The sequence below is a fragment of the Paenibacillus sp. WG02 genome (assembly GCF_055396115.1).
Window position 1 is genome coordinate 5,372,890 of sequence record NZ_AP036016.1, and the last position, 26,628, is coordinate 5,399,517.

General features: G+C 44.7%; 18 protein-coding genes and 5 pseudogenes. 2 read left to right on the plus strand and 21 right to left on the minus strand.

Annotated features, from left to right (window positions below; all coding sequences use genetic code 11):
- Window positions 1-276 precede the first annotated feature (276 nt).
- From ACBP55_RS24660 to ACBP55_RS24680, 5 genes and pseudogenes are all read right to left on the minus strand, one after another.
- A pseudogene (locus tag ACBP55_RS24660) lies at window positions 277-1,060 on the minus strand (SDR family NAD(P)-dependent oxidoreductase).
- 145 nt (window positions 1,061-1,205) lie between these two features.
- Window positions 1,206-2,292 (minus strand): annotated as a pseudogene (locus ACBP55_RS24665) (Gfo/Idh/MocA family protein).
- A 33-nt stretch (window positions 2,293-2,325) separates the two neighbouring features.
- Window positions 2,326-3,408 carry a Gfo/Idh/MocA family protein gene (locus ACBP55_RS24670; RefSeq protein WP_029195194.1) on the minus strand — a complete coding sequence of 361 codons (1,083 nt, stop codon included), beginning with the start codon at window positions 3,406-3,408 and terminating at the stop codon, window positions 2,326-2,328.
- A gap of 154 nt (window positions 3,409-3,562) precedes the next feature.
- The gene (locus ACBP55_RS24675; protein WP_464645539.1) at window positions 3,563-4,240 is read right to left on the minus strand and encodes a hypothetical protein; all 678 of its coding nucleotides are present in this window, start codon (window positions 4,238-4,240) and stop codon (window positions 3,563-3,565) included.
- Between the two features lie 144 nt (window positions 4,241-4,384).
- Window positions 4,385-4,639, minus strand: a complete 255-nt coding sequence (locus tag ACBP55_RS24680; protein ID WP_029195195.1) for a biotin/lipoyl attachment domain-containing protein — start codon at window positions 4,637-4,639, stop codon at window positions 4,385-4,387.
- Between the two features lie 1,019 nt (window positions 4,640-5,658).
- Here ACBP55_RS24680 and ACBP55_RS24685 point away from each other — a divergent pair.
- Window positions 5,659-7,038 carry an APC family permease gene (locus tag ACBP55_RS24685; protein ID WP_464645540.1) on the plus strand — a complete coding sequence of 460 codons (1,380 nt, stop codon included), beginning with the start codon at window positions 5,659-5,661 and terminating at the stop codon, window positions 7,036-7,038.
- A 1,504-nt stretch (window positions 7,039-8,542) separates the two neighbouring features.
- On the opposite strand, the pseudogene ACBP55_RS24690 reads toward ACBP55_RS24685, so the two are convergent.
- Window positions 8,543-9,968 (minus strand): annotated as a pseudogene (locus ACBP55_RS24690) (aldehyde dehydrogenase family protein).
- Between the two features lie 7 nt (window positions 9,969-9,975).
- A complete protein-coding gene (gene gabT, locus ACBP55_RS24695; RefSeq protein WP_464645541.1) occupies window positions 9,976-11,343 on the minus strand; it encodes a 4-aminobutyrate--2-oxoglutarate transaminase in 1,368 nt (455 codons plus the stop codon).
- A gap of 292 nt (window positions 11,344-11,635) precedes the next feature.
- Here gabT and pdxS point away from each other — a divergent pair, with 292 nt between their 5' ends.
- Window positions 11,636-12,520 carry a pyridoxal 5'-phosphate synthase lyase subunit PdxS gene (gene pdxS, locus ACBP55_RS24700; protein ID WP_464645542.1) on the plus strand — a complete coding sequence of 295 codons (885 nt, stop codon included), beginning with the start codon at window positions 11,636-11,638 and terminating at the stop codon, window positions 12,518-12,520.
- A 290-nt stretch (window positions 12,521-12,810) separates the two neighbouring features.
- Here pdxS and ACBP55_RS24705 read toward each other — a convergent pair whose 3' ends face one another.
- The 14 genes and pseudogenes from ACBP55_RS24705 to ACBP55_RS24770 all read right to left on the minus strand — a co-directional run bounded on the left by ACBP55_RS24705 (window position 12,811) and on the right by ACBP55_RS24770 (window position 26,628).
- Window positions 12,811-13,074, minus strand: coding sequence for a biotin/lipoyl-containing protein (locus ACBP55_RS24705; RefSeq protein WP_464645543.1), 264 nt, complete (start codon window positions 13,072-13,074; stop codon window positions 12,811-12,813).
- Window positions 13,055-13,279 carry a hypothetical protein gene (locus ACBP55_RS24710; protein WP_464653403.1) on the minus strand — a complete coding sequence of 75 codons (225 nt, stop codon included), beginning with the start codon at window positions 13,277-13,279 and terminating at the stop codon, window positions 13,055-13,057. Before ACBP55_RS24710 ends, ACBP55_RS24705 begins: the two co-directional genes overlap by 20 nt.
- Window positions 13,280-13,309: 30 nt before the next feature.
- Window positions 13,310-14,119 (minus strand): annotated as a pseudogene (locus ACBP55_RS24715) (sigma-54 interaction domain-containing protein); the annotation flags it as partial.
- A 15-nt stretch (window positions 14,120-14,134) separates the two neighbouring features.
- Window positions 14,135-15,187 (minus strand): annotated as a pseudogene (locus ACBP55_RS24720) (PAS domain-containing protein); the annotation flags it as partial.
- Window positions 15,188-15,299: 112 nt separating this feature from the next.
- Window positions 15,300-16,688, minus strand: coding sequence for a putrescine aminotransferase (locus tag ACBP55_RS24725; protein WP_464645544.1), 1,389 nt, complete (start codon window positions 16,686-16,688; stop codon window positions 15,300-15,302).
- A 13-nt stretch (window positions 16,689-16,701) separates the two neighbouring features.
- On the minus strand, window positions 16,702-18,174 hold the full coding sequence (locus tag ACBP55_RS24730) for an aldehyde dehydrogenase family protein (RefSeq protein WP_464645545.1): 1,473 nt from the start codon (window positions 18,172-18,174) through the stop codon (window positions 16,702-16,704).
- Between the two features lie 147 nt (window positions 18,175-18,321).
- Window positions 18,322-18,615 carry an SAV0927 family protein gene (locus ACBP55_RS24735; RefSeq protein ID WP_464645546.1) on the minus strand — a complete coding sequence of 98 codons (294 nt, stop codon included), beginning with the start codon at window positions 18,613-18,615 and terminating at the stop codon, window positions 18,322-18,324.
- 19 nt (window positions 18,616-18,634) lie between these two features.
- Window positions 18,635-19,885 (minus strand): Glu/Leu/Phe/Val family dehydrogenase, encoded by a 1,251-nt coding sequence (locus tag ACBP55_RS24740; protein ID WP_464653404.1) that lies wholly within the window; start codon window positions 19,883-19,885, stop codon window positions 18,635-18,637.
- Window positions 19,886-20,184: 299 nt separating this feature from the next.
- A complete protein-coding gene (rpoN, locus tag ACBP55_RS24745) occupies window positions 20,185-21,495 on the minus strand; it encodes an RNA polymerase factor sigma-54 (RefSeq protein ID WP_464645547.1) in 1,311 nt (436 codons plus the stop codon).
- A 277-nt stretch (window positions 21,496-21,772) separates the two neighbouring features.
- The gene (gene glpX, locus ACBP55_RS24750; RefSeq protein WP_464645548.1) at window positions 21,773-22,738 is read right to left on the minus strand and encodes a class II fructose-bisphosphatase; all 966 of its coding nucleotides are present in this window, start codon (window positions 22,736-22,738) and stop codon (window positions 21,773-21,775) included.
- 45 nt (window positions 22,739-22,783) lie between these two features.
- A complete protein-coding gene (locus ACBP55_RS24755; protein ID WP_464645549.1) occupies window positions 22,784-23,584 on the minus strand; it encodes a pyruvate, water dikinase regulatory protein in 801 nt (266 codons plus the stop codon).
- Between the two features lie 15 nt (window positions 23,585-23,599).
- A complete protein-coding gene (locus tag ACBP55_RS24760; RefSeq protein ID WP_464645550.1) occupies window positions 23,600-24,211 on the minus strand; it encodes a helix-turn-helix transcriptional regulator in 612 nt (203 codons plus the stop codon).
- An 80-nt stretch (window positions 24,212-24,291) separates the two neighbouring features.
- Window positions 24,292-25,860 carry a phosphoenolpyruvate carboxykinase (ATP) gene (pckA, locus tag ACBP55_RS24765; protein ID WP_464645551.1) on the minus strand — a complete coding sequence of 523 codons (1,569 nt, stop codon included), beginning with the start codon at window positions 25,858-25,860 and terminating at the stop codon, window positions 24,292-24,294.
- 225 nt (window positions 25,861-26,085) lie between these two features.
- A complete protein-coding gene (locus ACBP55_RS24770; protein ID WP_464645552.1) occupies window positions 26,086-26,628 on the minus strand; it encodes a chromate transporter in 543 nt (180 codons plus the stop codon).

The following is a 26,628-nucleotide window of genomic DNA, read 5'->3' on the forward strand; positions in this document are numbered from 1 at the left end:
CACTCGCTTTTCACCAAACCGCTTCGATCCGAGACGCAATCTCCATGTTGGTCTGGTATCTACGAAAGAAGCGAAGAGCGTAACATACTCGTATCACCATGAAAAAATACATTCTTATACACGCCCATGACGTCCAGTAGGACGCCAGCGTTTGTCGAGATTGAATGGAAAAAGGCTGCTCCTCTGAAGAATGAATTTCTTCTAGAGATGCAGCCTTTTTACTGTTTGTAGTGAATAAAAAATTATGGGTTAGCACCCTTCGATTCGCTTATCAACTTAGAGCGCCGCACTCTTACCGCCATCTATATTGACGGAAGTGCCAGTAACATAAGAAGCTGCATCCGAGGATAAGAAGGTGATCACATTAGCTGCTTCCTCCGCATTCCCAATCCGGCCGAGCGGAATGTCATGCTTGGGATCCGATGCATACTCTTCCCAAGTCTGCTCTGGCGCCTCGCGCTTCCAGCCTCTCTCTATTTGACTGCTGCGAATTTTCCCAATGCAGACGGTGTTCACACGAATCTGAGCGGATGCCAGGTCTTTGCTCATCGCATTCGTTAATGCAAGTCCTGCGGCACGGTCTGACCGATGTTGGCAGCGAAGAAGCAGGCGGTGTTTTGGCTGCGGAAGTCGTTATATTTACTATAGAACCGCCTCCTGCTTGACGCATGTAAGGGATTGCATAACGGGAGCAATGAATGGCTCCAAATAATTTCAACTCAAGATCTTGCCGCCATAGTTCCGTGCCTACCTCTTCAAAAGGCTGGGCTGCAGACGTACCCGCATTGTTCACCAGAATATGTAAACTTCCAAATCGCTGAATGGTTTGTTCCACAGCACGCTGACAGTCGGCTTCCAAGGTCACATCCGCTTGAATCGCAAGCACCTCACCCTCTGTCAGATTGGCAATATGGACAGCGGCTTCCTGAAGCTGCTCCTCATTCCGCGCGAGTATCGCAACTTTGGCTCCCTCTCGTGATAAGGAAATCGCTGTTGCCAATCCAATTCCTTTACTTCCCCCAGTAATCAAAGCTACCTTGCCCTGTAATCCCAAATGCATCGGTTCACGCTTCCTTTCCTTCAATTCTTAGTTGGGTCCTTCAATAATTCTAGCATACTCCTATTCCACTTCTTTTTTCAAATTTCAATGGGTTTAAAAAAGAGGAGCCTAGGCTCCTCTTTTTTAAACTTATAGATTTGACGCACTATTCATTCAAATAAACGGCTTTCCCTGTGCGTGCAGACTCATAAATCGCTTCAAGAATTTGTGAAACGACATATGCTTGTTCAGGCGTCACAACAGGATCGATATCATTTTCAATGGCTTTAATCCATGTACGCATTTCCAAATCTGCATCGCTTTCCTTAGCGCCGTCATAGAAAGCAACACCGCCTGCTTTCAGATCCACCTCAGTTGTAAATAAGCGGCTATGTTTCTCACCGTTGATGCGAAGCCCGCCTTTCATATCGGCTCCCGCCTTCCGTACCGCTTAATGAGCATTTAGCCTCATCGACTTCAAGCGTATTCAGTGCCCAGCTGGATTCCAGCATAATTGTAGCCCCGTTTTCCATGACGATCATTCCGAAAGCAGAGTCCTCCACTGTGAATTTACTAGGATCCCAAGGCCCCCAAGCATTGGCCGCATTTTCTTTTTGAGACAATTCGTGGTACTTCGTTCCCAGCACCACTTTCGGCTTGTAGTTGTTCATCATCCAAAGCGTTAGATCCAAAGCATGTGTACCGATATCAATCAGCGGTCCTCCGCCTTGCTTCTCTTCATCCAGGAATACGCCCCATGTAGGAACTGCGCGACGACGAATGGCATGCGCTTTCGCGAAATAAATTTCGCCAAGTTCCCCTTCCTCACATACGCGCTTCAAATGCTGGCTATCCGCCCGGAAACGGTTGTTGTAGCCGATTGTTAGCTTCTTGCCAGTACGCTTCGCTGTTTCAACCATGCGCTTAGCATCCGCTGCTGTTTTGGCCATTGGCTTCTCACACATCACATGCTTGCCAGCTTCTAGCGCAGCAATGGCGATTTCGGCGTGTGAATCATTCGGTGTTAACACATGAACGATATCAATCGTCGCATCCTGCAAAAGCTCTTTGTAATCCTCGTATACTTTAGCGGTTTTAGAGCCATATTTCTCAGCGGCAGTTTCAGCCTTCTCTTGCACGATGTCACAGAATGCGACCAATTCAACATTCGAAAGCTTTTTCAAACTTGGTAAATGCTTGCCGTTTGCAATGCCTCCACAACCAATAATACCAATACGGAAAATACGTGACATGAGAATACCTCCAGAGTAATGTGTAGTTTTGAGTTAATTAGGAAGTTCGATCGTAACTTCGCGTTTAATGAGCGATGAACGAATAATGCCATCAATAATTGCTTGATTGCGAACGATCTGTTCGCCAGGAATCGGTGCTGGTTTGCCATCCCGGACAGCCTCTACGAAATCGCGGACCTTCTCGTTAAACAAATTCAGCTTATGATCAATCAGCGGAATTTGGCTTTCCGTGTGATGTCCGCGAACATCGTGGAAATACGCAATGGAACCCACATTTCCATCAAACACTCCGCTCCATGGCCCTTTACCGGCAGGTGTTACTTTGAGTCCGCCATCCGTACCAAGGAATAACGTTGGTCCTAGCGTGTCCATATGCATCGCCCAGGAAATTTTGAAATTCAGCACCAGATCGTCTTCAAAACGGATCATCGCCACACCGAAATCTTCCACATCGAATCGACTAGCTTCCTTATGATATAACGGATTCGTTCCAAAATAGTTGCTGCTGTAAGCGGATACGGTAAGCGGTTTCGGATACCCCATCGCATTCAGAGCCATATCTAGTGAGTAGCAACCGATATCAGCCATTGCTCCTGCTCCGGCGATTTCCTTGCTAATAAATGTACCGCCAGGCATACCTCTGCGGCGACCGCCGCCTGTTTCAACATAATAGACCTTACCAAGCTGACCAGACTGAACCACGTCCTGAATAATCTTCATATTAGGATCATATCTCGGCTGGAAACCAACATTGAGCATGAAGCCCGTTTTCTTCGCCGTTTGCGCCATCTCGACGGCTTCTTCCAGCGTGACGGACATCGGCTTTTCCAGCATAACGTTTTTTCCTGCCAATAAAGAATCTACCGTCGTCCGATGGTGAGCCACATTCGGTGTGCAAATGCTTACCCCATCAAGGTCTAATTCCAACAGCTGCCGATAATCATCAAAGGCTTGTGCCGAAGGAATTTGCCAAAAATCAATGAATTGTGCCGCTTTGCCAGGTACCGCATCTGCTACCGCTACAATCTCTACGTCAGCTAGCTCACGATAGGCTCTGACATGAGCGCCAGCAATACCGCCGCCTCCAATAATGCCGATCTTCAACGTTTTGTTCATCGAGTTTACCTCATCGCTATATGATATTAAGACATCTGTCATAAATGTAGCATAGGAATAACGATATTTTTAGTCTAACTTTAGGACAATGAAGTTAAGAAATTACGACACAAAAAAAACCAGACAGGTGTTAACCTTCTGGTTAATTATGATTCTATGATGACTCGCTTCCTCCTGCTTTCCTTTGCGCATCCTCCAGATAACTTCTGTAGGCTTGCCCATCCGGGTGATTACGGGTTATATCCTCATAGTAACGAGTGACCTTCTGAAAATAATACGAATACACATCTTGTATGGGGACAAGTCTGTAAGGATCCCATCGATACGTTTCCACATTGTAAGCCTGATCCCTTTCATGCCCCCACAGCGCTATTTCGCAAAGACCGTCTCTGCTGCCATCACGACCAGGCATATCTTCAATTTCCAGATGATTGTAGAAAGTTCCTGGAGGAATCAGCCGTTGGAAACCGGTTGGTGTCCACTGCACGATATCGAGCTCGGAGGAGGATTCACGCTCATTTTTCCAGCCAATAACCAGGTCCCAGCCTTCTCTACGTGACACAGGAGCAGCCGCGAAATCCGTTACAGCTTGGATTCTACCCGTTGCAGCAGAGGCGATTGGAAACCAGTTACCGGAATAGTTTTTGAGCGAAAATAGATACTGATTGTCTAAATATCTATACATGGCTGTGATTTCAGGCTGACCATCGCCATCTACATCCGCGTAAATGATAGCCGAGGGGCTCCCCTCCCTCTTCAATACGACAACCTCGGCTTCCTGAGGTATACAGCTTCGGACGACGGAATGGAAATCAATTGGGGTCAAACTCATCGTTATCCCTCTTTTCGCATCATACTCAACTAAAGTATATGCGGTAGAGAACTTGGCCCATGAGTGGCAGTCACAACATATCAAGTAGATGCTAATTGATCATATTGTGCCGCAAACTTTAGATAATGATGAATCTCTTCCCAACTAATCACTTCCCATTAAGATCGTATACATGCTCTCTCCCATATCAGCAAGTATCATCCCCGGAATGATTTCATCACCCGGCTGCACATGAAGTCCTGTTACAACACCGTTGTATTCCGCTGAAATATGAACTAACTTCTCCGCTGTTCTTATTACAAATATGGATTCCCCTTCATACACATAGGAGGATTCTTGGCTAAGAACACTCTCCACCATTCCACGAAAAGGACTAATCACCTCATACTTGATAAACATTTACAAACCAACTCCTTTTAACTTGCTGATTTTTCAGTAAATAATATAGCAATAACCATTCCAACATCTTGAATATTCGTACAACAAATATGATTTCATTTCATGTTCATCAGGGATGCTATATTGGAAAAAAATCGGCACTAGTTCGCCTACTTCACGAAAGGGCCGATTTTCTATAATTTATTCACCATTGAATAGTCTATGCACATTATCATAAAGCAGAATACGAATTACCCCATATTCGCTGCACACCTGAGTGGACTTCATTATTCCACACAAAAGAGGCTGACTCTAAAGGTTAATAACCTAGCAAGCAGCCTCTATTTTGTTTCGATACGGAGCGAAATCTAACTGGAATTCCTCCTGTTCATTTGGCGTTAACTGCTCTAAACGGTCATCTAACTGGAAAAGCTCCCTCTAATTTAGGGGGGAATCGCTATTTAGGGTAGAAACAACAGAAATAACGGGAGATTTTCCATGTAAACTAGATTTTTATGAAAAAACACCCAAATTAACGGTCGGTTTTCCATGTAGTGCTACAGTGAAAACAGAGGCAGCCTAAAGATGAACGCCTTATGGGACAGCCCCTTTGTGTGAAAAACCATAGGTTTGCGTTGCTATACCCAGGGTCTACACGAAAAAACACAAAAATAACCCGTCCCTGTCAAGGGACGAGTTTCCTACTGGTGATCAAGCGAGCCCCCAATCTGCTTACCTTGGCTAAATTGTATCTCAAGTTAATCCGTTATGCATATTTGGGTTAGTTATGAAAAATTGCATAATCATGATTGGCTTTATATTATTGCTGATTCACTTTCCATACAAACTTTCCCAGTGTAGATTTGGATTGCGTTTTGATAGGATTATTATATAGGCGAAAAAAGCCACTAGACCGGATAAATAAATTAGAAATCAACGATATTACGAATTAAACAATAGATCGGCATCATTATTGCTTATAGGTAAACGAAAGCGGTTTCAAACTTGAAGCAACCTTCAATTCATGAGGAGGAATGGTAATGGAAAAAACGGTAACATTAAAGCGTTCACTTGGACTTTGGCCGATTGTGATGCTTGGTATTGGGTATATGACGCCAATGTCTGTATTTGATACGTTCGGAATTACAGCTGAGGCGACGAACGGACATGTGCCGACTGCGTATGTCATTGCTTTAATTGCCTTGTTATTTACAGCTTTCAGTTATGGTAAAATGGTACGTGCTTTTCCAAGCGCAGGATCAGCGTATACGTACACGCAAAAAACGATCGATCCCAATTTAGGATTTCTGGTTGGATGGGCTTCATTGCTTGATTATTTAATGATCCCTATGATAACTGCGTTATTAGCTAAGATTTATCTCACTGCTTTTTTTCCGGGGGTTCCGTCATGGATATGGGTTGTGGGTTTTGTACTCTTGCTCACCTCTGTCAATTTAATGGGTTTAAATACGACATCCCGATTAAACGCATTTTTGGTTTTGTTCCAGGTGTTGATTACTGTATTCTTTATCATTTTGGCCTTTCATGCAATAAAAAATGGCATGGGTTATGGCAGCGCATTCACCATTCAACCTATTTATAAACCTGACATGAAGTTCTCCATACTAGTAACGGGTGCAACCATTTTATGTTTTTCATTTTTGGGATTTGATGCGGTGACTACGTACGCGGAAGAAACACCAAACCCGACAAAAACGATTCCACGGGCTATTTTTCTTACAGCACTTATTGGCGGCGTTATTTTTATTGTCACTTCTTATTTTGTACAAACGGCATTTCCTGATGACTCCTTGTTTCGTGATCCGGAAGCCGCTGCGCCCGAAATCGCTCTTTATATCGGGGGTAAAATATTTCAAATACTTTTCCTTTCCGCTGCCATTGCAGCTCAACTTGCTTCAGGACTTTCGTCTCACGCTAGTGTATCGCGCATTTTGTACGTAATGGGTCGCGATAATATTCTACCTCGCAAATTTTTTGGCTATGTACATCCAACATTCAGAACGCCTTTTTACAATGTCATTCTGGTCGGTATTGTTTCCCTATCCGCCTTATTCTTTAGTTTAGAGATCGCCGTTGCATTTATCAGCTTCGGAGCACTTATCGCCTTTACGTTCGTTAACTTGTCCGTTATTGCCCATTATGCTGTAAAATTGAAGATGTACAGAACGTTAAAAGGATTTGCCTCTTATGTGATTTTGCCATTAATCGGTGCCTCTCTCGTATCCATCCTCTGGTTTAATCTGGAGAAAAGTGCTTTTATGCTTGGCATTGGTTGGGCTTCAATTGGATTCATTTACCTCCTCTATGCGACTAAATTCTTCAGGAGAAATCCTTTTGCTGTAGTTGAGGAAGAAGCGGATGTCCCTCGAATGACTAATCTTTCGGCCGTCGAATTGTAAATCGAGATTGCTAGCTTTAGAGCAGAAAAAAGAATGGACTTCATTGGTCCATTCTTTTTTTTGTACAGAACGATAGCCCCCTCAAGAATGAGGAGGTTTTTTTCAATTATTTTCTGCGCTGGTTGGTTCCCCAATAAAAGCGTCTTACACAAAATCAGCTCTTGCAAGCAGCACATAAGCAAACAGCAGTTGAGAAGTCCTTTTCAGACGTTTCGCGCCACTTTCGCTCCATTTGCGCCTCCGAGACTGCCTTTTTCTGCCTTCTCAGGACACAAATACCGCAACTCGCCTACTCTTAGCAGCAGAGAGGTCTTTTTCAGACGTCTCGCGACAATTTCGATCCATTCTAGCCTCAGAGACAGCCGTTTCTGCCTTCTCAGGACACAAACCCGCTTACTTACCTGCTCTCAGCGGCTGAGAAGTCTTTTTCAGACGTCTCGTGCCACTTTCGCTGCAATCAGTCCTCGGAGACAGCCTTTTCTGCCTTCTCAGGACTCAACATGCTACTTTATTTAAAGCATCTGAATAATGCATTTTCTACCTCTCACTGCGCTCTAGCACCGTTCCCACACTTTAGCGATGAATTTCATCGCATCAGCAAACTTCACGGAGTTTCCGGATGTATCCTCCGATATTAGGCGTGCTTTTCTCATTATTAAGTCACTATTCCGCGGCGTCCAATAAATGGGGCTGTCTCAAAAACCTATTTATGATTTTCGAGCACTCTTTATGAGTCAAATTTCATATACAAAAGAACCCCCATTTTCCATACTCGGGAGTGAATCCATATCCCACAGGGGGACCCGTTTAAACGCGGTTCGATACGGAAAATAGGGTAACTGAAGCTGCTTATTTGTTCGAATAGCTTCTGTTATGGATGCTTAAGCAAGCTACGATTGCTTATTGTTCCCTAATGCACCCAGAATGTAGCGTTGTGCAGAACATTAGCACGATCTGTTGTCTTATCTCACGAGATACCTCCATAGTTAGAAGGAATTAGCACACCTAGCTTGCTTTTTCATTCCATAGCTCAAAGTAGATATTTTAAATGACCTAGCCAAAGGCTAGGATTGTACGCAAAATATGGATATGTATTACATGTCAAATCAGCAATAAAGAAATTCCATTTCCCACTGCGTTAGTGGAATTGGAGGTTCTTTTGCGTAAAATTCGGGAAGTTCTTAATCATGCGAACACTTTTGAGACAACCTCACCCAAAACATATTAATTACATGTTAAACAAAGGACCTGAGGCTCCGCCTCAGGTCCTTTGTTTAATGCATACATTTGCTTTCCCCCCATTCCCAACTTCCTTCTGTTCTACTCTTTATCTGAAATTCCCGGTCATCCATGAAATGGCCTTGTTTTGTGAAATTTCAGATACAAACCTAAACCTTAACGGACGGGATTCGCGCGGCGCAGCGGGCCGTTAGCGTCTTTTATGCGCTTAACGGGCAGCTTGCACGGCAGCAGTAGTGTTGATCTCGCGTCAGTTTCAATATCATTATAACTTCAAACTAATCAATTTCAGCTCAGTCATTTCTTCCACCGCATATTTCACACCCTCACGTCCAACGCCGCTATCTTTGAGCCCTCCATACGGCATGTTGTCAACACGGAAGGTCGGAATGTCGTTGATCATCACGCCGCCAACCTCTAAATCTTCTGCTGCTCTTAACGCTGCGTTAATATCGTTCGTATAGATGCCCGCTTGCAACCCGAACCGGGAGTTATTGACGGCTGAGACAGCTTCATCCAGCGTGGTGAACGGGGACAATGTCACAACGGGTCCGAAGACCTCTTGGCACGAGACTGTTGCCGTTTCAGCCACATTTGTCAAAATCGTTGGCGGAAATAGGCTCGGTGACAATGCTTTCCCTCCGGAAAGCGCAATCGCGCCACCTGCTATTGCAGCGGATACCCAGCTCGCGATGCGGTCAACCTCTTTCGTGGAGATTAATGCAGACATGTCTGTAGCTTCCTCAAGCGGATCACCAATGACCAATTTCTCTACCGCTGTTTTGAACATAGTTGCAAATGCTTCGTATTTGCTTTCATGAACATAAATACGTTGAATAGAAATGCACACTTGACCGCTGAAGGAGAACGCTCCCAGTACACAACGATCCACTAGCTGCTGCGTTATGTCCACATTGCTGTCAATGATTACGGCTGAATTGGAACCTAGTTCAAGAGTAACTCGTTTAAGCCCAGCTTTATTCCTCATCGCAATACCTACTTCAGGACTGCCTGTAAACGTGATAGCAGCAATTCTTCGATCGCGTACCAGCTTCTCGCCAATGACTGATCCTTTGCCCGGGATTACGTTAAGAGCTCCCGCAGGTAAGCCGGCTTCGAGCATGATCTCTGCTAATGCAAGCGAACTTAAAGGTGTTTGACCGGCTGGTTTCAATACGACTGTATTGCCAGTCTGCAATTGCAGGTCCTACTTTATGGGCAACAAGGTTGAACGGGAAATTAAATGGGGTTATAGCCCCTACGATGCCAAGCGGTTTACGCACAGTGAACGCTAGACGCCCTTCGCCACCCGGTGCGGCATCTAGGGGAACAGTCTCGCCATGAATGCGTTTAGCTTCTTCCGCAGCAAATTTGTAAGTATGAATCGTTCGAGAAATCTCCGTTCTAGCTGTTCTTATCGGTTTGGCCGCTTCCATCGCCAGTAGACGGGCTAGTTCCTCTTTGCGTTCTTCCATCAGAAGCGCAGTCTTCTCCAAAATAGCTGCGCGTTCGTGAGCTGGCATTTTCTTCATTATCGTACTTGCAGCCTCGGCTGCCTGAATCGCATCCTCTGCATCCTCATCATCTGCTTGGGCTACTTGAGCAATAAGCTCCCCAGAATACGGCGAAAATAAATCGGTGTAGACAGCTGCTTCTTTCCATTTTCCATTGATAAATAAATGTTTTTTCATACGAACATCATACCCCCATCGTAGATTTGGCCGGAACTAGCTTCCTCAGAACCTCGCCGATAATGTCCAATCCCTCTTGAAGCTGCTCATCTGTAATGACCAGCGGTGTGAGGAAGCGCAGAACGTTACCTTGAACGCCTGCACTCAGCACGATGACGCCCGCTTCATAGCAAGCTTTTACGCAGCTGGCCACCAGCTCTTTCGAGGGTTTACCTGTCGCTGGATCGACAAACTCTATCCCGCACATCGCTCCAAGTCCTCTTACATCGGCAATGTGTGGAACATCTTTTTGCAAATCTACAAAGAAACTGCGGATTTTATCGCCAATGAGTTTGGATTTACCCGGGAGGTCGTCTCGCTCCATCATTTCAATGACAGCCAAAGCAGCCACGCATCCTAACGGGCTCCCACCGTAGGTGCCTCCGATTTCCCCAGGCCCAGGCGCATCCATAATCCCCGCTCTGCCAACCACTGCACTAATGGGAAGTCCCGCCGCAATCGATTTAGATAATGTCATTAAATCTGGCTCAATATCGAATTGACTGGAGGCAAACATTGTACCTGTCCGTCCAAAACCTGTCTGAATCTCATCCGCGATAAAAAGAATGTCATGCTGCTTACAGATCTTGTAAACACCTTGCACAAAGGATTTGGGAGGTACAATAAATCCGCCTTCTCCCTGAACAGGCTCCATAATAACCGCGGCAATCTCTTCTGGAGCCACTTCTGTGTATAGGAAGTCTTCAAACTGTTTCAGGCAAAAATCAGCATACTCTTCTTCCGTCATCGAGGCAGGCCGGTTGAACGGATACGGGAACGGAGCTTTATAGGTCGCCGGTGCAAACGGTCCCATGTTAAATTTATAGGGCTTTACTTTACTAGTCAGCGACATGCCAAGTAAAGTGCGTCCATGAAACCCACGAGTAAACGAAACGATGCCTGTTTTCCCTGTATATTTTCGAGCGATCTTCACCGCATTTTCTACAGCTTCCGCGCCACTGTTCAGAAAAATCGTCTTTTTCTCGAAGTTGCCTGGCGTGATTTCATCTAATTTCTTGGCAAGCTGCACGTAAGGTTCGTACATCGCAATATGGAAGCAAGTATGCAGATATAATTCTGCTTGCTTTTGAATTGCCTTTACAACTTCCGGCGGGCAATGCCCTGCATTTAATGAACCGATCGCACCAACAAAATCCAAAAACACATTGCCGTCTACGTCGTACAATAAGGCCCCTTCCGTCTTTTCAACAAAAATTGGCGTATTATTGCTAACTCCCTTAGGTACATATCTTTTTCTTTGCTCAAGCAGCTCCAGTGATTTAACTCCTGGTACTGAACTTGAGATAGATACAAATTGTCGATTATTAGTGCTCATATTAAGCATCCTCCTTGTTAACAACGCTGAAATTAGCATATGTATATACTTCCTAGCAATAATGATGCCACTTTACAGAAGATTTTTAACCCACGTGTAACAGCCCATCTGATAAGTCTCTATTAACGAGTCAAAGATGCATTTATGCATTTTTGAATAATCCATGCACAAATGCATGTACTGGCTTTAATTATCCTGTTATCCCTGATCCAAAAAGGTTGGCATACAATTTGCTAGTATAAGGGTATCGTACCATTCATTTAGAATTCATCTTGCAGGAGGAATATACAACATGACACAAGTAGGAACAGACAGAATTAAACGCGGGATGGCTGAAATGCAAAAAGGCGGCGTCATCATGGATGTTGTGAATGCAGAGCAAGCTAAGATTGCCGAACAAGCCGGCGCTGTGGCTGTAATGGCTTTAGAAAGAGTCCCTTCCGATATTCGCGCAGCTGGCGGCGTAGCTAGAATGGCTGATTTATCAGTGGTAGATGAGGTGATCAAGGCGGTTTCCATTCCCGTTATGGCCAAAGCCAGAATAGGCCACTATGTGGAGGCACGCGTTTTGGAATCCATGGGGGTAGACTATTTGGATGAAAGTGAAGTGCTTACTCCAGCGGATGAAGTCTATCATATCAACAAAAAAGATTTTACCGTCCCCTTTGTATGCGGCGCTAGAGATCTAGGGGAAGCACTCCGTCGAATCGGCGAAGGCGCTTCTATGATTCGTACGAAAGGTGAACCAGGTACAGGTAATATCGTTGAAGCCGTCCGTCATATGCGTACAATGCAGCAACAAATTCGAAAAGTGCAAAGTATGTCCTATGATGAATTGATGACTGAAGCCAAACAACTTGGGGCCCCTTACGAATTGTTGGAGCTAGTGCATAAAACCGGCAAGCTGCCTGTTGTCAATTTTGCTGCAGGCGGTGTAGCAACTCCTGCGGATGCAGCTTTAATGATGCATCTGGGATCGGAAGGCGTCTTCGTTGGTTCCGGCATTTTCAAATCCGAATGTCCAGAGAAATTTGCGCGCGCCATTGTCGCAGCAACTACTCATTATACAGACTATGCACTGATAGCCTCTGTATCCAAAAATTTAGGCACCGCCATGAAAGGAATTGAGCTTTCTACCTTACAACCAAGTGAGCTTATGGCTCAACGCGGCTGGTAGAATTGTTGTGGGTATTGGTTGACTCAATTTATACATCTAACCTACAATAACTGTATAAATCTATAGTTATGACGGTCCGTGAAGAACACGCCGCTTTCCTATTCAGCATTTGCTGCTTGGGGAGCGGGTGTTTTTTTGTCAGCGCAACCGAACAATTAAGCGCGAAAACTGCGCTTTCAGCGAGAGCTCTGCGAGCTGGAATACAACGTTAAGCAAATGAGTATCGAGTAATCCATCCGATTCGCAAAACAAAAAAACTGTCACAGTTTCCTGATAACAGTTTTTATGATTCACACCGCCGACTCTTCTTCTATCTTTTCAGCTTCCAACATACAAGCAACAATCATGCCAGATATAACAAAATCTCCTTGAGAAACTTCTGTACTATCTAAATAACCTGTAACCGGCGAAAGAATCTGGTGGACCATGCCGTTTGATTGTAGAGATAGCAATATGGCTCCCTCTTCTACGCTTTCCCCTGCTGCGTAATAAATGCGATCAATCGTTCCGGCGAATGGTGTTATCACATCAAATCTAAATCCCAATTTCTTCACCCCGTTCAAGCTTCTCTTGGATTTCTTGATATTTCCTGCTAATTGTGGATTGACTAACTCCCAACGCTTTGGCAGCCAAAGATGTCGTTTTATATTCATCCATCGCCATTTTGATTAACTGTTCTTCTAACGCTTTCGTCGCATCCTTCATAGGAACGATTTTGCTTACTTTCCGCTGTACTTGCGTTTGTTTGCCTTTTTTCAACAGGGGTGTAATTTGATTCGAATCTATTAATTCTTCGTCGGTGGTTACGGAGACCCGTTCAATTATATTTTGCAGCTCCCGTACATTTCCTGGCCAGGAATAGGATTCAAGCACATCTAAAGCATCTTGGGAGAGTTGATTATTTCGTTCGTATTTTTCATTGAATTTCTGCAAAAAGTGTAAGCTTAATAAAGGAATATCCTCCGGTCTTTCCCGAAGCGAGGGAATATGAATGGGTATCACATTCAGGCGGTAATACAGATCCTCCCGGAAAGTCCCTTCCTCCACCATTTTCTCGAGGTTCTTATTCGTTGCGGTGATGATCTGCACATCTACTTCGACAACACTTGTCCCCCCAATAGGGGTGATTTCCCGTTCCTGCAGCACACGTAGCAATCTCACTTGCAAGTTCAAGGGCATCTCGGCAATTTCATCCAAGAACAGAATCCCTTTATTCGCCATTTCAAAATAGCCCATCTTGCCATTCGTATTGGCACCTGTAAAAGCACCTTTTACATAACCGAATAATTCGCTCTCCAGCAAGCTTTCCGGAATAGCTCCGCAGTTGACTTTAATGAACGGTTTATTGCTCCTTGGCCCTATTTCATAAATCGTACGGGCAAACACTTCTTTGCCGACACCGGATTCACCGGTCAGTAGAACGGTCGAGCTCACATTGGCAACCTTGTGAATATATTTCATGACCTTCTCGATGACCTCGCTGCCATAAATCATTTGACGAGGAGTGGAATAAGCTTTCTGATCACGCAAATGTTCCAGTTCTTTTTTGTACCGTTCGGACATTTTTTTCACGTTGCGCAATTCTTCTTTTAGCATCATGGTTTCGGTAATATCCCGCAGGGCAATGACGATACGTTCTAATTTACCTTTATCATCAAAGATAGGGTTACCTACAGCCAACACGTTCTTTCCTGATTTACTTTCTTGAGTCACGGATATCTTCCTTTTCCGTTCTAGAACCATTTTCACAATGGCTGAAAAAAAAGTACCCTCATGCTCGAGCTCCATCAGGTTAATGCCGATTAGCTGCTTTTTATCGATTTCCCAGAAATCTTGAATCAAATTGCCACTATACCTTAGCAGAACCCCCTTCTCGTTCACAACGATAATTTCATCGTAAATCGAGGATAGAATGGCCTGCAAATCCGTATTGAGATTTTTGACATATTCAAGCTCCATCGCCATGTTCTCAATATACGGTAAATCCTGTAGGACCACGATCGCCCCCGTCACATTGCCGTGTTTGTTCCGAATCGGCCCAAAGTCTGCAAGAACGCCAATGCGATCGTTGACAATAATATGATTTAGCGTGACTTCACCATGATCAATGACTTTTTTGAACTGTTCCTCACCAAATAGATCGCCAATTCGCTGCTTGCGCAACTCATCCGGATTAATTCGAATCATTCGAAGAGCTTCTGAACTAAAGTTTTCTATTCGCCCATGAACATCAACAATAATAATCCCCATAGGGATCGAATTGAGCAGTGAACGCATCCAATCTGAACCAGAGGATTGATTAGTCAGCAAATAATACAGAACATCTTCCCGCTGCAAATAACCCACCTGCTGACTTTGCGCATTAAGAATAACGACGACTTCTTCACCGAATACTTTGAAAAAATCCAACATATCCGCTTCCTGCTGAATGAACATGATGTGTGTATGAAAAGGAAATGAGCTAATCTGCCTATTCATCCATTCCTTATTACCTACAGACGGCATAATGTCCGTGTTACGAATATAAGCGATAATCTTTCCCTCTTGATCAGGGTCCGTTATGTAAACATAGGGTTCATTATACTGAGACATCAATTCCCATACATCATTTGCAGAAGAGTCGAAAGTGACTGTATAAGCTTTTCTAACATACCATTGTGTAGCCATTAAGTGCTCCCCCTAGGATGTATAAACTGAATACCTCTATTATACAATAATAAGCACCTGCTGTTATGCAATGGAAAAAGAAGGCCATGAGCAGCCTCCTTTTTCTAACCTATTAGATCCGTACTTGTCCAAGTACTTTCTTAAATTGCGTGATAACAATATCAGCTTGCTCGTAAGTAATCGTTAAAGGCGGCTCGATTCGGATCGTTTTGGCATTAATGAGTGTTCCTGCAACGAGGATTCCATTGTCAAATAATCCTTTGGATACCTCATACCCGATTTCATCGTTATGGAACTCAATACCGATCAAAAGGCCCAACCCGCGGATTTCCAAAACTTTATCCCCGTAATCTGCAGCTGCCTCACGAAGGCCTTTCAGCATATACTCCCCAAGTTCTGCTGCTCTAGCTGGCAGGTTTTCCTCAATTAGAACGTTAAAAGTAGCAATAGCCGCCGCACATGCTAATGGGTTTCCGCCAAATGTAGTAGTATGCATAAAGGGATTCGGGAAGAAGCTTTTGAATACTTCCTCTTTGGCAATAACCGCTCCCGCAGGCATAATGCCACCGCCAAACGCTTTGGCAAGACACATAATATCTGGCATTACATCGTAATGCTCCGAGCAGAACATTTTACCTGTACGTCCCATCCCCGTTTGAACTTCATCAAAGATTAAGAGGGCACCGAACTCGTCGCAAAGCTCGCGAACTTGCTTCAGGTAACCATCCGGAGGAAGAATAACCCCGCCTTCTCCTTGAATCGGTTCAAGAAGAACTGCAGCGACATCCTCGCCAACCATCGAACAAGCCTCAAACGTCTTTCTCATCATAACGATGTCGCCAAAATGAACATGGCGGAAACCAGGAATCATGGGAAGGAACGGTTTACGGAACATCCCTTTCGCTGTACCGGACAGAGCTCCAAGGCTTTTTCCATGGAAAGCGCGAGTTGTTGCGATGAACGTCGTCCGTTCGCTATGCATTTTGGCAAGCTTCAAAGCTGCTTCTACAGACTCAGTACCACTATTCGTAAAAAACGCATACTTCAAATCTCCTGGTGAAACATCGGCAACAATTTTGGCCAAAATCGCACGAAGCGGATCGAGCAAATCCTGACTGTGCAGCGCCTGACGGCTTAGCTGATTGATTACGGCCTGTTTCACTTTGGGATGACCATGGCCAACATTATAAATGCCAAATCCGCCTAGACAGTCGATATATTCTTTGCCATTTACGTCCATAAAACAGTTAAGACCAGAGTCTTTCCATTCTACGGCAGCGAATTGACCGTCTTTGGTTACCGATTTGCGATAAGAGAGAAAACCCGGATTGACGTGATCACGGAAGTTTTCAACCGTTTGTTTCGTAATCCACGCTGCCTCTTCTTTATTAATATCTGTCTTTTCGATTAAACCAAGCACTTTATTCGTATAGGCATAAACGTCCGCATATTTGGTCGTTAACTCTTCTTTTCCCTGTGTTGGCAATGATGTGTTATTCATAATAGTATCCTCCTTAATTTTCGAACCAACCTATTGGCTGTACGTCTAAATTGATATTAATCTGCTTCACTTCTGTAAATTCCTCATACCCATGAGTCCCAAGGCCGCGCCCAATCCCGCTTTGCTTATAACCGCCCCAAGGCGCTTCATTGTACGTATTATGATAAGTATTAATCCATGTGATGCCTGCGCGGAGCTTTTTAATGACACGAAGCGCCTTGGCGCCATCGCTCGAAAATACACCGGCAGCCAAACCATACGGAGAATCGTTAGCCAGTCGGATCGCATCGGCCTCATCCGTAAATTTCTGAACAACAAGCACAGGCCCAAAAATTTCTTCCTGCACAATACGCATCGTTGGTGTCGTATCCACAAAAATCGTCGGCTCTACGAAATAGCCTTTATCTAGTCCATCTTTCGTCATTCGATGCCCTCCGCATAGGAGACGAGCGCCTTCCTGCTTGCCGATTTCAATATAACTCAGCACTTTTTCCATATGAGCCCCGCTAACTAACGGTCCCATCTCAGTAGTGGGGTCATCCCCTGAACCTATTCGGATTTGCTGCGCTCTTTGGGCAAGTCGTTCAAGGAACGAATCATAAATCGAATCCTGCAAAAGCAAGCGAGATCCGGCCGCACAGACTTGACCTTGATTGGCAAAAATACCGAATAAGGCATAGTCCACAGCGGTTTCAAAATCAGCATCCGCAAACACGATATTTGGAGATTTGCCGCCAAGCTCTAAGGAAATCTTCTTGATATTGCCTGCTGCCGCCTTTATGATGCTGCGCCCAGTCACAGTACCGCCTGTAAATGAAATTTTATCAACCAAATGACTTTCGGCTAACTCATTTCCTACAGTCGATCCCGCACCCATCACCATATTCGCAACACCGTGCGGCACTCCCGCTTCATCGATGATTTCAAACAGCTTCATGGCTGTGATTGGAGTGACTTCAGACGGTTTAAAAACAATCGTATTCCCCGCAGCTAAGGCAGGAGCAATTTTCCAAACGGCCATTAACAATGGATAATTCCATGGAATGATTAATCCGCATACGCCGATCGGCTCATGAATGACTAGGGTCTGCACAGGATCTGCCACCTGGTAGGTCTGTCCATGCGGTTTGGTTACCAAACCGGCATAATAACGAAAGCAAGCTACCGCATCCGCTATATCGAAACTGGCTTCTCGCAAGGGTTTGCCATTATCCAGTGTTTCAAGCTGAGCGATTTCCTCGGCTTTTTCCTCCAGCTTATTCGCTATGGCAAATAAATACGATGCACGCTTCGCCGCAGGCATTTCAGACCAATCGCCGCGATCAAAAGTTTCCCTTGCTATTTGTATGGCGAGGCGGGCATCTTCTTCGTCCCCCTCAGCAGCTAGAGCAATGACTTCCCCATTCGCGGGACTAACAATCTCCCGCGTTTTTCCGCTAATTGCCTTTACCCATATACCATTAATATACATCTTAAGATGAATCATTTTTTATCACTTCCTTCAGCTATTGAAAGACTCAATTTATAACTTAGCAATAATGATGCCAATGGCAGAAGCTCATTTTTCCGCACAAAATTAGCTTTCGAAGTCTTTGAACTTATGCAAAAAAGCATATTATGCAAATTTGCATAATCAATATTGCGTCATCAAACTATGGAGAGGAACCAACACGTTTTGTAAAAACTCCTTCACAGCCTCAACATCCTGTTCGTGTATATCCAATTTCTCAATCCAAAATAAATCATCCAAAATGTCATCATAAGACATAAAAATCATCTGCATGCTCTGTAGAGAGAAGACAATCGTTTTTCCGAAGAAATGCTTCGTATACACCAATCCAAAATCGTATCTCTTATTCATTGCTGCATAGGAAACATAGCGTGTGGTTGGTCTTTCAGTCTCATCGTACAAGATATCTAATTTCATAGTGACCATTCTCCTTCACTCAAGTTCTGTTGACCCATCCACGTGCCAGCGAGGCATCCGCTAGTTTGCGAACTCCTTCCATATAGGCCGCCATCCTCATATCCACGCCTTTGGTTTGCGCAGTTTTATATACTTTATGGAAACTAGCCTCAATTTTTGCTTTTAGCTTTTGATCCACGTCATCTTCCGTCCAGTAGAATCCTTGATTATTCTGAACCCACTCAAAGTAAGAGACGATAACCCCACCGGAGTTGGCCAAAATATCAGGAACTACCATTACACCGCGTTCTTCTAAAATCTTGGTTGCTTCAATTGTCGTTGGACCATTTGCTGCTTCCACTATAATCTGACATTTTAACTTACTGGCATTTTCCTCTGTAATTTGACCGCCTAAAGCTGCAGGAACGAGAATTTCGCATTCTTTTTCAAGCAATTCCTGGTTCGTGATCGTGTTTGAAAATAAATTCGTTATGGTACCGAAGGAATCTCGGCGGTCCATCAAATAGGGAATGTCCAGTCCATTTTCATCGTAGATCGCTCCTAATGCATCTGAAATTCCAACGACCTTCACGCCTTCCATGTAAAGCATCTGCGCCAAATGACTTCCTACGTTACCGAATCCTTGCACGATGACTCGCATCTTATCCAAAGGAAGATTCGTAAGTTCGCTTGCCAGCTTCAAAATGTACAGCACACCTTTGGAGGTTGCGGTTTCCCTGCCTAGGGAACCACCTAAAATAATCGGTTTTCCTGTGATAAAACTAGGTGAATCATTCTCCCGAATATGGTCATATTCATCAGCCATCCATGCCATGATTTGCGAATTCGTATACACGTCAGGTGCGGGTATATCCTTGGAAGGCCCAACCAATTGACTGATCGCTCTCACATATCCACGGCTCAACCGCTCAAGCTCTCCCAAGCTCATGGATCTTGGATCGCATATGACGCCTCCCTTGGCTCCCCCATAGGGCAGATCGGTGATCCCGCATTTCAAACTCATCCAGCCAGAGAGCGCTTTCACTTCTTCAGCTGTGACTTCGGGATGGAATCGAATGCCGCCTTTGGTCGGGCCGATGGCATCGTTATGCTGAGATCGGTACCCGGCAAATATTTTCGTTTTGCCATCGTCCATCCGAACCGGAATCTTCACTTCTAGAAATCGGATCGGGTCTTTTAACAATTGATAAACGGGTTCGGGATACAGCAGTAAGTCAGTCGCTTCTTTTAATAGGGATTGAAAGGCGGTTAACGGATTTTCAACTTCCATACTTTCATTTGAAGCTGTAGCAGGCACTGTTTCTCTTTTTGCGTCGATACTTAGCATCATTGGCACCTCATCCAGTGTATTTTTCTTGATATCTTGATATCTTTATCTATCAGCAAGAACAGTGCCAAGGCGTAATATAGGATACGGATAGGGTTTAACCTCGATAGGTAAGCTCTTTAACTGCAGAATCCTCTTAGGACTGACCCGCATTTTATGCATATTTGAATAATAACTACCTATTGCATAGCTTCAAGACAAAGAAAACCCGCCGAGAGGAATTGCCTCTGGCGGGTTTATGCTTACAATATATTTTTACGTAATGCAGAAGATAGAATATGCATCTCTTCACGATATTTGGTCACCGTTCTGCGTGAAATGCGAATGCCCTCTTCGTTTAAGATTTCTACAACCTTTTGATCGGAATACGGCTGTTTCTTTTGTTCCTGTGAAATGAGTTCCTTGATTCTTATCTTGATTGTTTTGATAGACGTTAGTTCACCTTCATCCGATTGCAGCCCCGAGGAAAAGAAATATTTTAGCTCAACCACGCCATATGGGGTTCGAATGTACTTGTTTTGAACAGTTCTACTTATCGTAGATTCATGGAGATCAAGCTTCTCTGAAATCATTTTTAGAGTTAAGGGTTTTATGCCTCGTACGCCGATCTCTAAAAACGCCAGCTGTTCTTCAAAAATAGCGCGAATGACCCGGTACAGGGTCATCTTCCGCTGCTCCAAGCTGCGCACAACCCAATCGGCAGTTTTCCATTTTTCTTTTATAAAAGAAACCGCATCTTGACAACCTGCCTGCTGGATATGGCTATAATAGTCCGAATTGACTGAGGTCCTGGGGATTGCACCCGCATTCATTTGGATCACGATGTTCCCTTGCTCTTTATATATAGTGGCATCGGGAATCATATAAGATTCTTCGATCCAGCTGAAGGCCATACCAGGCCGTGGATTCAAACTGCGAATATAGGTGATGATCTCCTTCACTTGCATGAAAGTTGCACCTAAATGCTGCGCAATCTTATCCAGCTTCATCTGAGCAAGCTGCTGCATACATTGGCTGACCACTTCAAAAGTGCCATGCGGCGCTGCGGGATCCCTAGAAATCTGCAGCAATAAGCATTCCTGCAAGTCTCTTGCTCCTATACCTGGCGGTTCCAGCGACTGCAGACAAGCTAGCGCTACTTCAACAACCTCTTTTGACTTATTCAAAAATGTGCTTACTTCCGAAATAGATAGGGGTAAATAACCTCTATCATCTAAATTTCCTGCCAGATAAGCTGCCGTCTTATATACATCATCGGGAACCCCTGCTATCCGCAGTTGGCTGAGAAGACACTGTTCCAATGTCTCCTCTTTCGCCTTTGCCTTCCATAGCGGATCTGGGATTGACCCAGCCTGCAGTGAAGATTTACCCGCTTTCGAATAAGAACTTGTAAAAGATTCGATGTCCAGTAAGGGGTTTTCCAAGGCTTGTTCTTGGAGGTACTGCGACAATTCATAGCTGGATAATTGCAATATATGAATGGACTGCTGCAGTTCAGGAGTCATCGTTAGCTTTTGGTTCTGCACTTGTGTTAGACTATAGCCTGTTTTCATACCTAGTTCCTCCTTGAGTTTTGCCTTGGTAACACTTTTCGTGGTGAGTATACGCTTTTTGACTTGAAAACGCTTACGAATATTATAAATCTATTATAGCTCATTTTAGATCCATTTGGCTTATGGAAAAATTAGACCCCATCTATTTATCTAGCAAAAATCGTGCCAACCGAAATGCAATATCACATGAAAGCAAATCCTCTGTTTAAAACACAAAGAAATCTCTCCTTAAATCAAAGAGAGATTTCTTTGCATATGTAGTTCTCTATATGTCTACTCAGGCGCTCCCGAGGTGGTACTCATGCATCTGATGAGCGCATTGGATGAAACGAACCGTCTGAGTTTGCGCCCTCATAACGACCGAATGTGTTTCTGCACGACCGCCGAATAAAAATTTAACACCGCTCAGGAAGTCTCCTGAGGTCACACCCGTTGCTGCGAAATAAATGTCAGATTCGCCTACCAATTCGCGCATTCCAAGCACTTTGGAAGGATCAACAATCCCCATTTCCTTGCATCGCTCTATTTCTTCGTCATTCTCCGGGAGTAGCCGTCCTTGAAATTCGCCTCCCATACAACGTAAGGCAGCGGCTGCGAGCACACCTTCCGGTGCGCCTCCGGAACCTACGTGGAGATCAATGCCCGTTTCTGGGAAAGCTGCTGCCATAGCACCCGCAACATCGCCATCATTTAGCAAATGAATTTTGACACCCAGCGTCCGTAAAACAAGGATTTGATCTGCATGTCTCTTGCGATCCAAGATGGAAACGGTCAGCTCTGTTATCTCTTTTTGTAAAAGTGCAGCGGCCTTTCTAATCGTTAATTCGAGGGGGTCATCCAATTTCAGTTGACCCACCAAACGCGGTCCTACTGCCAGCTTTTCCATATACATATCCGGTGCATGCAGCAGGTTCCCTTTCTCAGCAATGGCTACAACAGACAGGGCATTGTTCCTGCCGCTTGCTACAATATCGGTGCCTTCAAGCGGATCAACAGCCACATCATACTCGGGACCCAACCCATTTCCTACAGACTCACCGATGAACAGCATCGGGGCTTCATCCATCTCACCTTCACCAATGACAACCGTTCCTCGGAATGGTATGGAGCTAAAAATAGAACGCATAGCAGAAGTTGCTGCCTCGTCAGCGCTGTGTTTATTCCCTTTTCCCGTCCAACGTGCGGACGCTAAAGCTGCAGATTCTGTTACTCGTACAATTTCCAGAGACAAATCTCTTTGCATACATCATTCACCCTTTCTATTAGGAAATGTTGGCTTCCTGGCTGGCTATCTGTCTGCTAGAATCAGACCAGCCGTTTCTTCAATGGCTTTCTCACTTACATCGATGATCTTACACCCAAGCTCACGATATAATTTCATTGCAAATGCCAGCTCTTCTTCAACTCGCTCCCCGGTCGCATATTTAGCGCCAAAAGGAAGCCCGACCGCTTTCAGACGTTCCGTACGAATACGTACTAATTGCTCGGGACTCATCGTCAAACCAATCAATTTACTCGGGTCTAGCTCATATATAATTGCAGGCGGCCTTACCTCAGGAACAAGCGGATAATTCGCCACCTTATAGCCTTTGTGTGCCAAATAAATGCTAAGCGGCGTTTTCGAGGTTCGGGAAGGTCCAATTAATACAATCTGCGCTTGCTTCATCGCGCTTGGGTCCTTGCCATCGTCACTGTTTACCGTGAACTCGACCGCTTCTACTCGTTGGTAGTATTGTTCATCTAGCTGATAAAGCAAACCGACTTTCCGTTTAGGGGAACCCTTAAAAGTATCTATGAAAGCCTGCATCATGGGTCCCATGATATCAATGGCATTTACACTTAAACGTATGGCTTCCTGGCGCATCATCTCTCTAAGCTCAGGGAGTACTAGTGTATAAGCAATGAAACCATCCACTTTCGCTGCCTCTTCTACTAAAGCGCGCACTTCATCTTCAGTCCGGATAGATCCGAAACGCCTGACTTGCACTTGGCTTGCATTAAATTGGCGGATCGTTGCTTGTACGACAGTATTTGCCGTTTCCCCCACTGAATCCGAACAAACGAAAATCGTATGGATCTTCTCTCCCACTTACACTCCCCCTGATTAAGTCCCCAGCGCTACATCAAGCAGCAATTTGGTCATTGTTGTTTTCGTAATTCGGCCAACCACTTCACCTGGCTCTTGATCAGCCTCACTCTTAACCACAGGCAGCCCATCCACTTGATGATGAATCATTTTCCGCGCTGCTTCTAATACACTGTCTTCCGGATTTACCGTCACAACATTCGGATGCCTAGTCATGACTAGTGAAACGGGCATCGTATTTGCCGTCGCCTGCCCCAGCGTAACCTTCAACAAGTCCTTCCGCGTAACAATACCAGCCAAAATCCCTTGCATATTCACAACGATCAAGCTTCCTACATTCTCGAGAAAAAGAGTGACTACAGCATCGCTAACGGTGACGGTTTCCCTTAGTACAATAGGGATTCCCATTACATCCTTTACTCTTACAGCTTCTATATGTTTGAATGGTGAATCTACTTCCAGAGCAGCCGTTCCTAGGAAATATCCAACCTTTGGTTTGGCATCGATATAGCGAAGCATAACCAAAACAGCAAGGTCGGAACGAATGGTCGGACGGCTAATTCCAAGCAATTCAGCAATTCGCTCCCCTGTAATCGGTGCATGCTTTTTGACGAGATCGATCATTTCCATCTGTCGGGTTGTAAGCTCTATGATGTTTCCCTCCTTTCCTAAATCTTGTCTTACCTATTCTAACTCATCTAAATATGGCTTCAAATCTTAGGTCCAGCAGCGATGATCCGTTCATCGACACCGGCAAATTTGTGGAAGTTATGGATAAAACGCTGCGCTAATTCCTTCGCCTTGACGTCATATCGACTTTGATCTTGCCAAGTGTTCCTTGGCAGCAAGAGCTCGCTCGGAACCCCTGGTACCGCATCAGGACATAACAGACCGAAGAACGGAACTTCCGTGAACGTCGTCTTCTCCAAGCTGCCGTTTAAAGCAGCTGTCACCATCGCTCTTGTATACCCCAAATTCATACGTTCACCTTCGCCATAAGAACCGCCGACCCAACCCGTATTAATGAGGTATACGTTGGCTTTATGTTCTTCGATTTTACGACCCAGCATTTGTGCATAAACGTTAGGACGAAGCGGCAGGAAAGGCGACCCGAAACAAGTAGAAAATGTTGCTTCTGGTTCCGTAACTCCGCGCTCTGTACCTGCCAGCTTTGACGTGTAACCAGACAAGAAGTGATACATCGCTTGTTCTTTCGTAAGCTTGGATATAGGAGGCAGAACGCCGGAAGCATCTGCCGTCAAGAACATGATCACATCAGGATGACCGGCAACTCCCGGAATCTTCACTCCAGGGATATACTCCAGTGGATAGGCTGCGCGTGTATTCTCCGTAATCTGCGTATTACCGTAATCGGCAATGCCGCTAGTTGGATCAATCACCACATTCTCCAAAACGGTGCCGAATCGGATGGCTTGCCAAATCTGCGGTTCCTTCTGCTCGGTAAGGCCAGCGCATTTTGCGTAGCAGCCTCCCTCGAAATTAAACACGCCCGTCTCCGACCAGCCATGCTCATCATCGCCGATGAGACGACGATTCGGATCCGCGGAAAGAGTCGTTTTCCCGGTGCCTGATAACCCGAAGAACAAGGCTACATTTCCTTCTTCACTAACATTGGCCGAGCAATGCATAGGTAGAACTTCTTGACCGGGCAAGATATAATTCAAGACGCTGAAAATGGATTTCTTCATTTCACCCGCGTACTCCGTACCGCCAATCAGAACAATCTTTTTCTCAAAGGAGAGGCAGATGAACGTTTCTGATCTAGTACCATCAATGAGAGGATCCGCTTTTAAACCAGGCAGAGCAATAACGGTGAACTCCGGCTTATGCGCCAGCAGTTCCATCTGACTCGGACGAATAAACAGTTGTTTGGCGAACAAATTGTGCCAAGCATACTCATTGACTACCCGAATCGGCAGCCTGTACGCCGTATCCGCTCCTGCAAAGCCATCAAAGATGAACAATTCTTTCGTCGCCATGTAGTCTTGCGCTTTTTGATACAACCGCTCGAATTGCTGCTCCGACATCGGTTGATTCACGGCTCCCCAATCGATATGATCCGTTACAGAAGCTTCATTTACAATGTATTTGTCCTTGGGAGAACGCCCTGTATACTTACCAGTGTTCACTTGAAGCGCTCCAGAGGACGCGAAAGATCCTTCTTTGCGCTCGATGCTCATTCTCATTAGCTCTGACACTGACAAATTGTAGTGGGTGGCACCTGCTCTTAGCTGTTCAACCTTTAGTTCTATGCTCATTCTCCCATTCCTCTCATCCATAAGGTATTCATTTATATAGTGTGTTCTATTTATTATATAGTGTACATTATATAACGAAATAAGTGAATATAATATTGTTTATAGCACATAAAATAATTTTTTATCACCATTCGACACAAATAATACACAATAATACGAAAAACTCTCCTTTCACTCCATCTGAAGGAATGAAAAGAGAGTACTGTAAGAAGACAGCTTTATAAATTACTGGAAAAATACGATGCCCATAACAGCCGCAAATACGATGACCATAAAGGGATGCAGCTTATATTTGATAATGGCCACAAAGGCACCTGCCGCAATAAGTACCGTCGCAATTTGGTCCCAAGATATGTGCTGCTTCACTGAACCTAACCCCGACCATCCGAAGTGTATCGCTGCAAAAATGATAAAGCCTGTTACAACTGGTTTCAAGCCATAGAAAGAAGATTTAAACCATTTATTCGCGTGCCATTTATACAAAAAAGCGGCTAATACAATAATAAGGATGAGCGAAGGCAGCACCATTCCTAACGTAGCTGCAATAGCGCCAGGTACGCCTGCCGTATGAAAACCGATTAATGTAGCACTATTCGTTGCAATCGGTCCTGGTCCTGTACCTGCTAAGGATATCACGTTATTAAAATCATCTGCAGTAAGCCATTGATGCCTCTCCACCTCAAGTTGGATAACAGGCATCATGGCATAACCGCCACCGAAGGAGATAAGGCCAATTTTAAAGAAAGTAATAAACAAACTTACGAGCAT